The organism is Burkholderia sp. CCA53, assembly GCF_001685525.1.
Classification (GTDB): Bacteria; Pseudomonadota; Gammaproteobacteria; order Burkholderiales; family Burkholderiaceae; genus Burkholderia; species Burkholderia multivorans.
Window position 1 is genome coordinate 3,430,235 of record NZ_BDDJ01000001.1, and the last position, 12,704, is coordinate 3,442,938.

The following is a 12,704-nucleotide window of genomic DNA, read 5'->3' on the forward strand; positions in this document are numbered from 1 at the left end:
CGTCGCGATCGCGACGGCCGGCGCCTCTGTCAACGACCGATGAAAGAGAACGACGCGACGAAACGCGCTCAGCGCACGGCCGGCAGCGTCAGCATCGTATCGGTCATCACGTCGGCGAGTTTCAGCGCCGACATCGGGCCGCCGAAGCCCCAGATATTGCGCTCGATCATCGCGATCCGATGCTCGCGCCATGCCGGCACGAAACGCCACACCGGCGAATCGAGCTTCGCGGACAGCGGCACGTCGAGCGCGGTCGCGGTCACGAACAGGATCGCCAGATCGCGCTGCGTGAGCAGATCGGCCGACGTCACATAGATCGTCCCTTCGCGTGTCGGCTTTTTCGGCCACGGGACGAGACCGAGCGCACGCGCGAGCCCGGCCGCGGTACTGTTGCCGGTATAGGCCCAGTAGCGGTCCGGCAGGCCGAGCTCCTGCAGCAGCGCGATCCGCTCGCCCGCGCGGCCGGCCGCCGACAGACGTGCCGCGTTGCGCGCGAGTCCTGCGTCGAGTTGCGCTTCGACCGCGCGCGCACGCGCGTCGCGACCTGTCACCGTGCCGATCGTCCTGAAGATCTGCCGCATCCAGTCGAGCTGCGTGACCGGCACGCCGCCTTCCGACACGTTCGGGCTGAACTGGAACAGGATCGTCGGCGCGATGCGGTCGAGCGCGTCGAAGATCGGCGCATGCCGGAAGCCGACGCCGATGATCAGGTCGGGCCTGACGGCCGCGATCGCCTCGAGGCCGGGCTCCTGCCGCGACCCGATGTCGGTCACGTGCGCGATACGCGCGCTCTCGTAGCCGAGCCAGCCCGGATAGAACGCCGTGTCGGCCATTCCGACCGGGATCAGATCGAGCGCGACGACGCTTTCCGCGAACATGAAGTCGAGCGCGACCACGCGCTGCGGCCGCACGGGCATCGTCGCGCTCGCCTGCGACACGACCGGATTGCCGGCGAGCGACAGCGCGCGGCGCGATGCGGGCGGCGCATCGGCCGCCATCGCAGGCGCACCGAAAACGCCGAATCCACCGAACGCAGCGAACGCGCCGCAGCACGCGCTGGCGGCGAGTTGCGCGAGCGCGCGTCGGCGCCCCGCGTCCGTCACCGGATCGCGTCCTGCTCGGCCAGCGCCGCGTCGTCCATCGTCAGCAGCAGAGGACAGCTTCCACACAGTTGCGTTTCTCCAGGAATCTCATAGCGCAGGCAGCACACGCGGCGCGCGCGAAACGGCGTCGGCAGCAACGGCGAGCGCGGCACCACGTCGCGCACCGGCAGCCGCAGCGGATTCGGTTCGCCGTCGACACACGTCGCGCCGAACAGCCATTCGGCATCGCGCGCGCGATCGACCGCGCACGGCAGCGTCCGGTAACGATCGAACAGGAAGTCGAGCAGATTGCCCGCGTTGCTCCAGAGCACGCGCTGCGTGACGCCGCCGATGCCGGCGAGCAGCGCGATCGTGGCACGCAGATGCGCGACGAGCCCCGCATGCCGGCGCGCCGGTTCGTCGCACGGCGCACCGAGCGCGTCCGCTGCGAAATACAGCGCGGCGGGCATCCCGTCGTCGAGCGCGACGAAGGTGCGCTCGGGCGTCATGTCGAGCGGCCGGCCGAGCGTCAGCGCGGCAACGACGCCGGCCGGCACCGCGCGGCCGAAATAGTATTTGCTCCACTGCGACACGAGCGCGCGCGTATGGCGCGCCGGGTCGCCGCCGTAATGACGGACCATCGCGTCGACGATCGCGTCGCGGTGTTCGGGCAGCGCGGTGACCGGTACGATCCGGCGGCCGCCGCACTGCGCGTCGTCCGGCATGCCGAGCCACACGACGTCGAGATGCGCTGCGAACGGCTCGGGCGCGAAGGTCGAGAAGCGCGTCGCGCGTGCGCCGTCGCGCTGCCCGGTCATCGCGCCGCGCGCCGCGCGCGGCGCGCCTCGAGAATCAGCAGCCCGAGCAGGTACGGCGCGCCGATCAGGGCGGTCAGCACGCCGGCCGGCACTTCGCGCGGCGCGACGAGCGTGCGCGCCGCGAGATCGGCGGCGGCGAGAATCAGCGCACCGCACGCGGCCGCGAGCCACAGCCGCGTGCGATGACGGCGCGCGCCGAGCATCGTCGCGACGTGCGGCGCCATCAGTCCGATGAAGCCGATCGGCCCGACCGCCGCGACGGCCGCACACGCGGCGAGCGTCGCAATCGTCAGCGCGAGCGGCCGCAGCATCGCGACCGGCAGGCCGAGCGCGGCAGCCTGGTCGTCGCCGAGCGCAAGCATGTCGAGCGGCTTCGCGAGCCACGCGAAGACAGGCACCGCGAGCACGCACCACGGCACGAGCATCGACACCTCGCCCCAGCTGCGGCCGTACGTACCGCCCACGAGCCAGACGACGAAGCGCGCGGGCTGCACGCTTTCCTGCGTGATCAGCCATTGCGCGAGCGTGGTCCACAGCGCGCCCGTCACGATGCCGGTCAGCGCGACCGCGAGCGGCGCATAGCGATGGCGATGATTGAGCGCGAGCGTGATCGCAAGCGACAGCCCGCCGCCGATCAGCGCGGCGGCCGCGAGCCCGACGTGGCCGATCAGCGGCCACGCGGACAGCGCGAACAGCGTGACGAGCCCCGCGCCCTGCGTGACGCCGAGCACTTCCGGCCCCGCGAGCGGATTGCGCACGACGCTCTGCATCGCGACGCCGCTCACCGCGAGCAGCGCGCCGGCGAGCAGCGCGCACAGCAGCCGCGGCATGCGCAGATCGAGCAGCATGCGCGCGAGCGGATCGTGCCCGGACAACGCGGCGAACCAGCGCGCCGGCGCGAGCCATTCGGGCCCGGACGACACGCCGACGTATACGACGACGAGCGCGATCGCGGCGAACAGCGCGGAGCGCAACGGCCAGCCGAGCCGTTCGAGCCAGCCGACGATGCGCGTCGACCGGCCGCCGGCCGCGCGCTCGGGCGGCCCATGCAGCACGCCCGACCACGCGGCGCCGCGCCGGATCATCATCAGCATCAGCGGCGTGCCGACCAGTGCGATCGCGACGCCGGTCGACAGCGTCGCATCGAGTCCCGACGCGAGCACCGCGCTGTCGGTGACGAGCACGAGCGCTGCGCCGGTGAGTGCGGACAGCGGGACGAGCGCACCGAGCCGCGCCGCGCGCGCACCGCGGATCTGGCGAATCAGGTTCGGCGCGACGAGGCCGACATACGACAGCGGCCCCGCGATGCTGACCGCAACGCTCGTGAACGCGACTGCCACGACCGTCGCGGCGAGCCGCGTCGCGTCGACGCGCACGCCGGCCGCGGCCGCCGCGTCGTCGCCGAGCGCGAGCGGATCGAGCGGCCGCATCACGAACGGCAAGGCGACGAGCGGTGCGACGAGCCAGCGCGCCGCGAGCGCGAGCCCTGCCGCACCGGGCTGATACAGGCTGCCGTTCGCCCACAGCGCGGCGCCCGCGATGTTCTGCTCGAAAAACGCGAGCACGAGCGTCGACAACGCGGCGAACAGCAGCATGCAGACGCTGCCCGCGAGCACGAGCCGCAGCGGCGTCGCGCGCCAGCCGCCGGCCGCCGCGATCGCGCAGGCCGCCGCCGCGAGTCCGCAGACGAACAGCAGCGGCACCGACGCGACGCCCGCGAGCGCGGGCACGAGCATCGACGCGAGCAGCCCGAGCTGGGCGCCGCCCGTCACGCCGAGCAGGTCCGGCGACGCGAGCGGATTGCGCGTCAGCGACTGGAACAGCGCGCCCGCGATGCCGAGGCAGCCGCCGGCGACGAGCGCAGCCGCGATACGCGGCAAACCGAGATCGAACAGGAACACGTGCGCGAGCGCGGCCGCGTCGCTGCCGGGCGCGGCGCGCCACCAGGCAAGCAGATCGGGCGCGACGCGCATCGCCGCGACGAGCGCGATCAGCACGATCGCGCCGATCGCGATCCGGCCGGCTCGGCGACCGGTTGCGGCGTGCGCGGCCTGCGTGCGCTTGCGTATCGCGACCGTCGTCGTCATGCGAGATCCCGGTCCGACGCGTGCGCGGCCGCGGGCGCGGCGGTCGCCGGCCCGTACGCCGGCACGCACATCGGCGCGCCCGTCTGCGGATGCGCGAGCTTCAGCATGTCGACGCCGAACGCGGCGCGCAGCCGTGCGGGCTCGAGCATCGCGTCGGGTGCGCCGTGCGCGACGACGCGGCCTGCGCGCATCAGCACGATCTCGTCGCTGTACGCGGCCGCCTGGTTCAGGTCGTGCAGCACCCAGACGATCGTCAGGCCGCGCGTGCGGTTCAGCGTGCGCAATGCGTCGAGGATGTCGAGCTGATGATGGATGTCGAGATAGGTCGTCGGCTCGTCGAGCAGCACGATTGACGCCTGCTGCGCGAGCGCCATCGCGATCCACGCGCGCTGCCGCTCGCCGCCGGACAGTGCGCCGACGTCGCGCTCGGCGTCGGCGGCGAGGCCGCTCGTGTCGAGCGCCTCGTCGATCGCCGCGTGGTCCGCGCGCGTGAGCCCGCGCAGGAAGCCGCCGTACGCATAGCGTCCGTACGCGACGAGTTCGCGCACCGTGAGCCCCGACGGAATCTGGTTGAACTGCGCGAGCATCGTCAGCTCGCGCGCGAGCGCGCGGCGACGAAACGATGCGAGCGGCCGCCCGTTGACTTCGACGTGGCCCGTGCGCGCCGGCTGCAGGCCGGCAAGCGTGCGCAGCAGCGTGCTCTTGCCGCAGCCGTTCGGGCCGCACAGCGCGGTCACGCGACCGGCCGCGATCGACAGGTCGAGCCCGTCGATCACGACGTGGTCGCGATAGCCGACCGTCAGGCCGCGCGCGGCAAGCGCGGCAGGACGCCCCGTCATCGAGCCTCCGTTCGGTCGCGCGGGACCGTATGGCTTTGCGCCATCGCGACGACGACCTTGCGCGGCCCTTCGAACGGATCGCGCGCATGCGCCGTCAGCATGTTGTCGAGCATCAGCACGTCGCCCGTCTGCCACGGGAACACGATGCGCTGTCGATCGAGCACGCCGCGGATCTCGGCGAGCGCATCGGCTTCGAGCGGCGCACCGTCGCCGTAGTACACATTGCGCGGCACGTTCTCGAGGCCGACCGCGTCGACGAGCGCTTCCTGCATGTCGTCGTCGAGCGCGGACAGATGAAACAGGTTCGCCTGGTTGAACCACACGCGATCGCCGGTGCGCGGATGCTGCGCGACGGCCTGACAGCGCTCGCGCGTGCGCAGCAGCCATTCGCCGTCGTCGTCGGTGCGCCATGCGCATTCGATCCCGCGCGCCGCACACATCCGCTCGACCGCCGCGCGATCGTCGGTGCCGAACGCCTGCTGCCAGGGCAGATCGAGGCCCTGCCCGAAATTGCGCACGTACAACAGCTCGCGCCGCTCGAAGCGCGCGACGAGCGCCGGATCGAGCGCGCGGTAGACCGCGCGGCTGTCCGCGATCGGCGTAGCCCCGCCCTTCGGCGCGGCGAGCGCGCAATGAAACCAGATCCGCATCGGCCATTCGCGCGTATACGACTGCTCGTTGTGCAGCGGAATCGCGCGATGCGGCGGATACTCGGTCGACGTATAGACAGCGCCCTCGACCTGGCTGCGCGGCGTCGACGCATATTCATAGCCGATCAGCGGATCGCCGAACGACGCCGCAAACCGCTGGAACGCGTCGATCGACGGTACGCGAAACCCCGTGAACAGCACGCCGCCCGCGCGTTCGAGCGTGTCGGCCGCGATGGCGCGCGCGAGCGGCGCGACGTCGTCGATCGACATGCCGTCGTCGCCGCGCGGCGACACGACGGTGGGCAGCCCCGGCTCGATACGCAGATCGTCGAGCGTCGGCAACGAAAGCAAGGTCATGCAAACGTCCTCTTCAGATGGCGCGCCGCGTCGCGGCGCCGCGGATCACGATGCGTTCGGCGCGCGCTCGCCGTCCATCGCGCGGCGCAGGCTCGCGGGGCGCATGTCGGTCCAGACGGTTTCGATGTGCGCGAGACAGTCGGCCTTCGCGCCGCGCACGCCCACCTCGCGCCAGCCGGCCGGCACGGGCCGGAACGTCGGCCAGATCGAATACTGTTCTTCGTCGTTGATGACGACCGTGTAGACGAGATCGTCGGAGTCGGCGGAAGGCGTCGTGGCTTGCGTCATGATCGGAAATCGCTTGAGACGGTTGAAGGTGCGAAGCGGCGATGCGGCCGCTTCTGTATCGAAGACGAACGGGCCGCGCAATTTTTTACCGGCGCCGCGTGCGGCCGCCGAGAAATACCGGGCACGCGACGCCGCGCTGGCAGGCGTCGAGGCAGGCCGCACAGTGGCGCTCGGCGTCGCGCACCATAAAGTGCACGAGCGTCTGCGACACGTTCAGCGCGCGCGCCGCGGTCTGCAAGGTTTCCTCGCGCAGCCGCACCATTTCGAATGCCGCGCGGCTGCGCGCGGGCAGATCGTCGAGCGCGGCCGATACGCGGCGCAGCGTGTCGCGCGTGATCAGCGCGGCCTCGGGCGTCGGCTCCGGCGACGGCACGTCGAAGCCGTCGTCTTCGTCGGCATGATGGATGTTTTCGAGATTCTGGCGACGGCACGCGTCGATCGATGCATTGCGCACCATCCGCGTCACGTACGCGACCGGCTGGCGCACGGCGTCCTGGTTCGGAAAGTCGACGAGCTTCACGAACACGTCGTGCACGACGTCCTCCGCGCGGCTCGCGCAGCCGAGAAAGCCGCGCGCGACGTTGACCAGCATGGCGCGATGCGCGATCAGCACGTCGAGCAGCGCGCCCTGCGCACGCGGTTCGGCGCCGCGTCGCGCGCACACGGTGCCGCTTCCGGGAAACCGATTCGCCGGTGCCGCGACCGGTCGTTCGAGCACGTCCGCCATTGCCATCGATCTGCTCCGTCGTATTCCGAGATAGCGGAATGTAACGTAAACGCAAATCATTCTCAATCCGATTACCAACACCCCTGCCGGATGTGGGGAATAGTCTGATCAAACGGCGCTCCCGCCTGCGCGTGCCGCCGACGCGCGCGGCGAAGCTTACGGCGCGCCGCCCGACAAGGCGACGGGCCTTCGCGCGTGCCGCGTCCTGCGCGCGCGGCTTCGGCGTGCATCGCGTCGCGGACCACGTGCGGACGACGCCTTTCTGCCATCTGACGAAATGCCTTCGACCGTTATTTGCGGTAGCAACTTATTACCACGTGAAATTTTCGGGGCTCGTACGATCGGGCTGCGGTTTCCAAGGGAGAACGACATGAAAACCATCGTGTTATCCGCCGTGATGATCGGCGCGTTGTCGAGCGTGATGCTGACCGGCTGCGTGGCCTACCCCGCACCGGCGCAGGTCACGATCGGCTGGCACGGCGATCGTTACTGGGACGGACATCGTTACTGGGAACGCCGTGACTGGGAGGCGCAGCATCCGGGCTGGCACGACGAACGCCGCGACGACCGTCGCGACGAACCGCGCCCGCAGTGGTAACGCCGCGCCGCTTTCCGTAATCGCCAACTTCAACGACAGGACATCAACATGAAAACGCTACTGAAGACCCTCACCGCCGCCGCCGTCGCTGCCGCCGTGCTCGCGCCGACGCTCGCGCAAGCGCATCCGCACCGCGTCTGCCATGTCGAGCATCACCATCACAAGGTGTGCCGCTGGGTGCGCTAAACACCGCGATGCGCCGCGCGAGCGGCGCGTCGTCGCATCGCGTCGCGTGCTCGCGCGCGACGCTCCTCAGTAGATGAACAGCCGGATCGTCGCGGTGCCGGTAAACGGCCCGATCTTCGGCGCCCCGAACGACTTCAGCACCGCATCGAGCGTCACGCTCTGATAGTTGGCGCTGCCCGGCATCTGCGCGAGCACGAACTGCTGGTTGAACGGAATCGCGGTGCCGTTGCGATCCTCGATGCCGATCCCGAAATTGCTGTCGGCGGCCGGCACGAGCAAGCCGTTGCGCACCGTCTGGGCCGTCTCGAAGTAGCCGTCCACGCGCACCGGCACGCTGCACTGCTTGGTCAGCGCGACGCTGAACGTCTTGCGCGGCACGGCGGGCGAGAAGCCGGTGGCCGTCGCCTGGATCTGCCCAAACTTCACGACGCCCGGCTCGGGCGTGACCTTGACGTCCACCATGCACGGCGTCGGCTTCAGCTTCTGCAGCCCGCTCAGCTTGTAGCGGAAACTCGGATTGATGTAGTTCAGCCCGCCCTTCCCGTCGAACTGGAAGACCGCGTAGACGTCCGACGGCGGTTGCGTCCAGCTGCCGCGCTTGCGCACGACGACCTGGTACGTAATGCTCAGCGGAAACTTTTCGCATCGTCCGGCGCGCACGTCGGCGTCGCTGAGCCGGCACGGCTGCACGTAGGTGCTCGTCTGCACGCCGTCCCCCGGCTGGCTGCTGCGGCCGAAATAGTCCTGGCCGAGATAGCGGATGCCGATCTCGAGCCCCCACGCGGCCGGATTCTGCTGCTCCGGATTCGCGTAGAAGTAGATCCATTCGCCGAACGTCTTCATGCTGCCGCCGAGATCCTTGTAGCAGTAGCCGGTCGTCGTGCGCGGCGGCGACACCCAGATGACGTAGCCGTCCGGCGCATCGGTCGGATACGACGCGACGTTGCCGATCGATTCGGTCAGCACCGTGCCGCCGCCGTTCGCGACGCAGCGTACGGCCCACGCGGGTTGCGCGAGCGCGATCAGCAGCACGCAGACGCTCCAGCCGAACCACGCGCGCAGCCGGCCGGCAGCACGCGGCCGTCGTGCGCCGCTCATCGCTTCACGCTCTTGCAGGCGCCCGCGTCGCACGCATACTCGACCGCGACCTGGCCGCCGTAGTCGTCGACGTGCGTGACGAACAGCGTCGACGGCGCCGCGCCGTCGAACCGCAGGTCGCCCGTGCTCATCGGATTCACCATCAGCGGATCCATCGGCACCGGCGTCTTCTGCGCGCCCGCGGCGAGCGCGACGATCGTCACGTGGTATGGCGTCGGGTTGTCGAACACGAGCCGATGCGCGGCGGTGTCGACGCGCAGCGTCATCGGCAGCGTCCAGTCCTCGTCGCGCGCGGGCTGCACGCCCTTCGGCCGGTAGAACAGCTTCATCTGCGTATGCAGCGCGATCTGCAGCGTGTTCGGCGTGTCGGTCTTCGGCGGCACTTCGCGGATGTTCAGATAGAACACCGATTCGCGATCGGCCGGCAATTCGGCGCCGGGCAGCTTCGCGATGCGCAGCACGTTGCGCTCGTTCGCTTCGACGCGCTGCAGCGGCGGCACGACCATCAGCGGCGACGTGATGCGCTTGCCGTTCGCGTCCTCGAGCCACGACTGGACGAGATACGGATAGGTCGCGCTCTTGTTCGTCACCGTGACGACCGCCGCCTGCTCGCCTTCGTTGAAGATCACGCGCGTGCGGTCGGGCACGATCGACGCGTGCGCGGCGCAGGCGACGAGCGCGCCGGCCGCAACGAGCAGCGACGACGTGCGGCGCACGCCGGGAAGGGAATGAAAGTGCTTCATCGCAACATCCGTCAGTGAATCGTTTCAGGTTGGGCGGCCGCGGCGTGCGGCGCGACCGTCGTGTCGCACGCGACCGGAATCGGCGTGCCTTCAAGTTGCAGGCGGTTCGGCAGCGTGTCGACCGTGCAGAGCGTGCGTTCGCCTGCGCGCACGACCAGCGACGACTTCGGCTGCACCTGCGTCAGATACGCGGCGCCACCCTCGCCGACGATACCGAGCTCCTTGCCGTTCGCCGCATCCTGCACCGACGCGCCGAACGGCAGCGGCTTGCCGGCCGCATCGGTCAGCGTCAGATAGAGGTTGCTGCCGCGCGCGGCCGAAAACTGCACGAAGCCGATCGCGCCGTCGGTCAGCACCATGCGCTGGATCGGATTCGACACCTGCACTTCGAGCGGCAGCTTCTCGACGTTGACCGCCGCGTCGTACACGTTGTACGGCGAGATGCCGTCGAGCACCGCGTAGCCGCGCGAATCGGTGTGCGTCAGCGTGCCGGACAGCGGCACGTCGCGCACGCCGTCGGTCGACACCAGAAGCCGCGTGTCGCCCGCATTGCCGTTCGCATGCGCGGCGATGCCGTACTGCGTCGCGACGAGCGAGCCGTCGACCTCGAGCGATGCGGCCGCATAACCGTTCGCGACCGTCGACGCCTGCGCGGTCAGCTGATACGCGGACGTGCGCTGGCGGAAGCTCGCGTTCGCCGACGCGCGGCCGTCGGTCGTGCCGGCGCTGATCTGGTACGTGCGGCCGGCCGGATCGTCGTACAGGTAGCCGGCGTTGACGCTCGTGCTGCCGTTGCCGGTCGTCAGGTTCGACGTGACGGTATGCCGGCCGCCGATCGGCAGCGTCGCGGTCACCGAAACCTGGTTGCCGCTCGCGCCCGCGCTCTGCGTGCGAAACGCCGACACGCTGACGTTCAGGTTGCGCAGCGCGCCGACCGAGAAGGCGCGCGTCAGCGTCACACCGACGCGCTGCTCGGACGCGCGTTCCCAGTACGTCGTCTGGTCGTACGAGAAATAGGCCGACGTATCGCCGAAGCGCTTCGACATCGTCGCCGAGTAGCGTTGCTTGCTGTTCGCGAGACCGTATGCGGTCGGGTCGCCCGAGAACTGCGCGAAGTTCGTGTAGTCGCGTTCGGAAAAGCGATAGCCGAAGAAGCGCACGTCCGCGTCGAGCCCGTCGAAATGCTTCGAATAGTTGATGCGGTACGCGTTGCCGTGACGCGTCGCGCCGTTCCACCAGAGCCGGGCGCGTGCATGCGTGACGTCGGCCGATACCGCACCGAACGTGCCGAAGTCGCGGCCGACGCCGAGCGCGATCGACGTATAGCCGGACGCGGCGATGAAGCCGCCGTACACGGTAACGTCGAACGGCAGCCCGTACGCCGCCTCGCCGAAGCCGAAGAACGGCGTGATGCCCGCGCCGCCGAAGCGCCGCGGCTTGCCGACCGCGGCCTTGTAGCGGAACTGCCCCGTGCGCGCGAGGAACGGCACGGCCGCGGTCGTCACCTGGAAGCGCTGCACGCTACCGTCCTCTTCCTCGACCGCGACGTCGAGCGTGCCCTGCACGCTCGTGTCGATGTTCTGCAGCGCGAACGCACCGGGCGACACGCGCGTCACGTACAGCACACGCCCCTGCTGCGACACGGTCACGGTCGCGTTGGTGCGCGCAACGCCGGAAATCAGCGGCGCATAGCCGCGCAGCGACGGCGGCAGCATCCGGTCGTCGCTGCGGATCGACGCACCGGTCAGCGCGAACGTGTCGAAGATGTCGGAGCTCAGATAGTCGTCGCCGAACGTGACGGTCGACTGGATCGACGGCAGCGCGCGGAACGCATAAAGGCGGCTGAAACGGAACGTGCGGTCCGCGTAGACGGTATTGCCGACGTTCGACTGCGCCTGGTAGTCGCCGCGCACGCGCCACGCGCCCCAGTTCGCGCCGATCGTCCCATACGCCTGGACCGCATTCGTCTGCCGGCCGCCCGAACCGAAGCTGCGATTCGTGTTCGCGATCACGCGATAGTCGAGCATCGCGCCCGCGATCCCGTCCGACCAGCGTTCCGGCGGCAGATACGTGCCGTCGGTGAACTCGAGCGCAGCCTGCGGAATCGTGATCCTGAGCCGGCCGTCGCCCTTCAGGTAGCGCACGGTCACGCCCTCGATCGCCGCGAGATCGACGCAGCGCCCGCCGTGAAAGCGCGGCAGGTCTTTTGCGAGCGACGGCTTCAGGCCGAACTGCGCGACCAGCTCCGCGCGCAGGCAGGGCTTGCCCGCGCCCGACGCGTCGAGCGCGACGAACTCGATCGGCTGCAGCCCGTAGAACAGGTCGTTGACCTGCACCTCGAGCATGTACTCGCCGGGCAGCGTGAAGTCGGCCTGCGAGAACTGCGACAGGTCGACGTCGGTCGCCCCGTCGATGCTGAGAAACGACGAATTGAATTCCGTCGCATGGCTCTGGCTGCCGACGACCAGCACGGAGACGCAAAGGAGGGAATGTCTGATTCGCACGCGGCGCTACGGGAAAGTCGTGGGACGAAGGGAAATGGGCGCAATGCGGGAGGAGCGATGCGCACATCGCGTCCTCCCGAACCGGCGCTTACTGGTAGCGGACCGTGAAATTCGCGACGCCGTCGGCCGTGCCGGGCTTCACGTCGGCCGCGACCGCTTCGTACATCGCCGCGAAGCGTGCGATGTTGGTGCCGTTCTGCAGCACGGTCGGCGCCTTCTGCTCGACGCCGTTGTCGAGGTATTCGCCCGACGCGCTCTGCAGGCGGATGCCGACGTTCTGCGCGGAGCCGATCGTCGCGAACAGCTTCGGCTGGCCGGCGCTCGACGTGCCCGTGAACGTGAAGAACGCGTTCTGCGCGACGCTCGTGTCGCAGTCGGTCAGCTTGATGTCGAAGTTGGTCGCGGTCGACTTGTCGCCGGCCTGCTTGAACACGTTGGTCGGCACCTTGCCGAGGTTCACGGTCTGGTTGTCCGAACCCGAATCGATGCCGCATGCACCGGCGACGATCTCGCCGGTGAAGTTGATCGTGCCGGTGCCGCTGTTTGCGCCCGCAGCGAAAGCGGACGTGGACAGAACGGCGAGTGCGGCGGCGGTCAGGAGGGTTTTTTTCATGGCGTTTCCGTATGAATTGCAAATGGAAATAACGACGTGGCGGACGCATTCGGTAGCGTATGGTCGGCTCCCGTCCGTCACGAGGCGGCATTATCGAGATAAGCTTGAAAGAAC

The 12,704-nt window shown here is 69.4% G+C and carries 13 protein-coding genes; 2 read left to right on the top strand and 11 right to left on the bottom strand.

The genetic code is table 11. The features are described from left to right. Nucleotides 1–68: 68 nt before the first annotated feature. From BCR55_RS15875 to BCR55_RS15905, 7 genes are all read right to left on the bottom strand, one after another. Nucleotides 69–1,103, bottom strand: coding sequence for an ABC transporter substrate-binding protein (locus BCR55_RS15875; protein ID WP_065494801.1), 1,035 nt, complete (start codon nt 1,101–1,103; stop codon nt 69–71). Beyond that, nucleotides 1,100–1,900 carry a siderophore-iron reductase FhuF gene (gene fhuF, locus BCR55_RS15880; protein WP_060098690.1) on the bottom strand — a complete coding sequence of 267 codons (801 nt, stop codon included), beginning with the start codon at nt 1,898–1,900 and terminating at the stop codon, nt 1,100–1,102. The genes BCR55_RS15875 and fhuF overlap by 4 nt, the downstream gene beginning before the upstream one ends. After that, nucleotides 1,897–3,987, bottom strand: a complete 2,091-nt coding sequence (gene fhuB / locus BCR55_RS15885) for a Fe(3+)-hydroxamate ABC transporter permease FhuB (RefSeq protein WP_065494998.1) — start codon at nt 3,985–3,987, stop codon at nt 1,897–1,899. Before fhuB ends, fhuF begins: the two co-directional genes overlap by 4 nt. After that, the gene (locus BCR55_RS15890; protein ID WP_065494802.1) at nt 3,984–4,826 is read right to left on the bottom strand and encodes an ABC transporter ATP-binding protein; all 843 of its coding nucleotides are present in this window, start codon (nt 4,824–4,826) and stop codon (nt 3,984–3,986) included. Before BCR55_RS15890 ends, fhuB begins: the two co-directional genes overlap by 4 nt. After that, a complete protein-coding gene (locus BCR55_RS15895; protein ID WP_006400108.1) occupies nt 4,823–5,833 on the bottom strand; it encodes a TauD/TfdA family dioxygenase in 1,011 nt (336 codons plus the stop codon). The genes BCR55_RS15890 and BCR55_RS15895 overlap by 4 nt, the downstream gene beginning before the upstream one ends. Before the next feature lie 45 nt (nt 5,834–5,878). Beyond that, a complete protein-coding gene (locus tag BCR55_RS15900; protein ID WP_006404845.1) occupies nt 5,879–6,121 on the bottom strand; it encodes an MbtH family NRPS accessory protein in 243 nt (80 codons plus the stop codon). An 85-nt stretch (nt 6,122–6,206) separates the two neighbouring features. Then, nucleotides 6,207–6,854: an RNA polymerase factor sigma-70 gene (locus BCR55_RS15905; RefSeq protein ID WP_065494807.1), complete on the bottom strand. Its 648-nt coding sequence runs from the start codon at nt 6,852–6,854 to the stop codon at nt 6,207–6,209. Between the two features lie 364 nt (nt 6,855–7,218). Between BCR55_RS15905 and BCR55_RS15910 the strand changes: the two genes are divergently transcribed. Together BCR55_RS15910 and BCR55_RS33055 are read left to right on the top strand one after the other, a co-directional pair. Beyond that, entirely contained in the window at nt 7,219–7,446 is a 228-nt protein-coding gene (locus BCR55_RS15910) for a hypothetical protein (protein ID WP_006400111.1), read from the top strand. Nucleotides 7,447–7,494: 48 nt separating this feature from the next. Continuing rightward, nucleotides 7,495–7,632, top strand: a complete 138-nt coding sequence (locus BCR55_RS33055) for an HHHH-motif protein (RefSeq protein WP_006400112.1) — start codon at nt 7,495–7,497, stop codon at nt 7,630–7,632. Between the two features lie 66 nt (nt 7,633–7,698). On the opposite strand, the gene BCR55_RS15915 is transcribed toward BCR55_RS33055, so the two are convergent. The 4 genes from BCR55_RS15915 to BCR55_RS15930 all read right to left on the bottom strand — a co-directional run bounded on the left by BCR55_RS15915 (nt 7,699) and on the right by BCR55_RS15930 (nt 12,590). Next, nucleotides 7,699–8,730, bottom strand: a complete 1,032-nt coding sequence (locus BCR55_RS15915; protein WP_065494809.1) for a fimbrial protein — start codon at nt 8,728–8,730, stop codon at nt 7,699–7,701. Continuing rightward, on the bottom strand, nt 8,727–9,473 hold the full coding sequence (locus tag BCR55_RS15920; RefSeq protein ID WP_059940991.1) for a molecular chaperone: 747 nt from the start codon (nt 9,471–9,473) through the stop codon (nt 8,727–8,729). The genes BCR55_RS15915 and BCR55_RS15920 overlap by 4 nt, the downstream gene beginning before the upstream one ends. Before the next feature lie 11 nt (nt 9,474–9,484). After that, complete coding sequence (locus BCR55_RS15925; RefSeq protein ID WP_065494812.1) at nt 9,485–11,944, bottom strand: fimbria/pilus outer membrane usher protein; 2,460 nt, start codon at nt 11,942–11,944, stop codon at nt 9,485–9,487. Between the two features lie 121 nt (nt 11,945–12,065). Beyond that, nucleotides 12,066–12,590 (bottom strand): fimbrial protein, encoded by a 525-nt coding sequence (locus tag BCR55_RS15930; protein WP_006400116.1) that lies wholly within the window; start codon nt 12,588–12,590, stop codon nt 12,066–12,068. Nucleotides 12,591–12,704: the final 114 nt, after the last annotated feature.

What these genes read in the sequence shown, in the direction of transcription:
- fhuF (WP_060098690.1), bottom strand. Translation starts at nt 1,900, where the DNA reads ATGACCGGGCAGCGCGACGGCGCACGCGCGACGCGCTTCTCGACCTTC.
- BCR55_RS15905 (WP_065494807.1), bottom strand. Translation starts at nt 6,854, where the DNA reads ATGGCAATGGCGGACGTGCTCGAACGACCGGTCGCGGCACCGGCGAAT.
- BCR55_RS15930 (WP_006400116.1), bottom strand. Translation starts at nt 12,590, where the DNA reads ATGAAAAAAACCCTCCTGACCGCCGCCGCACTCGCCGTTCTGTCCACG.
- BCR55_RS15900 (WP_006404845.1), bottom strand. Translation starts at nt 6,121, where the DNA reads ATGACGCAAGCCACGACGCCTTCCGCCGACTCCGACGATCTCGTCTAC.
- BCR55_RS15915 (WP_065494809.1), bottom strand. Translation starts at nt 8,730, where the DNA reads ATGAGCGGCGCACGACGGCCGCGTGCTGCCGGCCGGCTGCGCGCGTGG.
- BCR55_RS15895 (WP_006400108.1), bottom strand. Translation starts at nt 5,833, where the DNA reads ATGACCTTGCTTTCGTTGCCGACGCTCGACGATCTGCGTATCGAGCCG.
- BCR55_RS15910 (WP_006400111.1), top strand. Translation starts at nt 7,219, where the DNA reads ATGAAAACCATCGTGTTATCCGCCGTGATGATCGGCGCGTTGTCGAGC.
- fhuB (WP_065494998.1), bottom strand. Translation starts at nt 3,987, where the DNA reads ATGACGACGACGGTCGCGATACGCAAGCGCACGCAGGCCGCGCACGCC.
- BCR55_RS15890 (WP_065494802.1), bottom strand. Translation starts at nt 4,826, where the DNA reads ATGACGGGGCGTCCTGCCGCGCTTGCCGCGCGCGGCCTGACGGTCGGC.
- BCR55_RS15920 (WP_059940991.1), bottom strand. Translation starts at nt 9,473, where the DNA reads ATGAAGCACTTTCATTCCCTTCCCGGCGTGCGCCGCACGTCGTCGCTG.
- BCR55_RS33055 (WP_006400112.1), top strand. Translation starts at nt 7,495, where the DNA reads ATGAAAACGCTACTGAAGACCCTCACCGCCGCCGCCGTCGCTGCCGCC.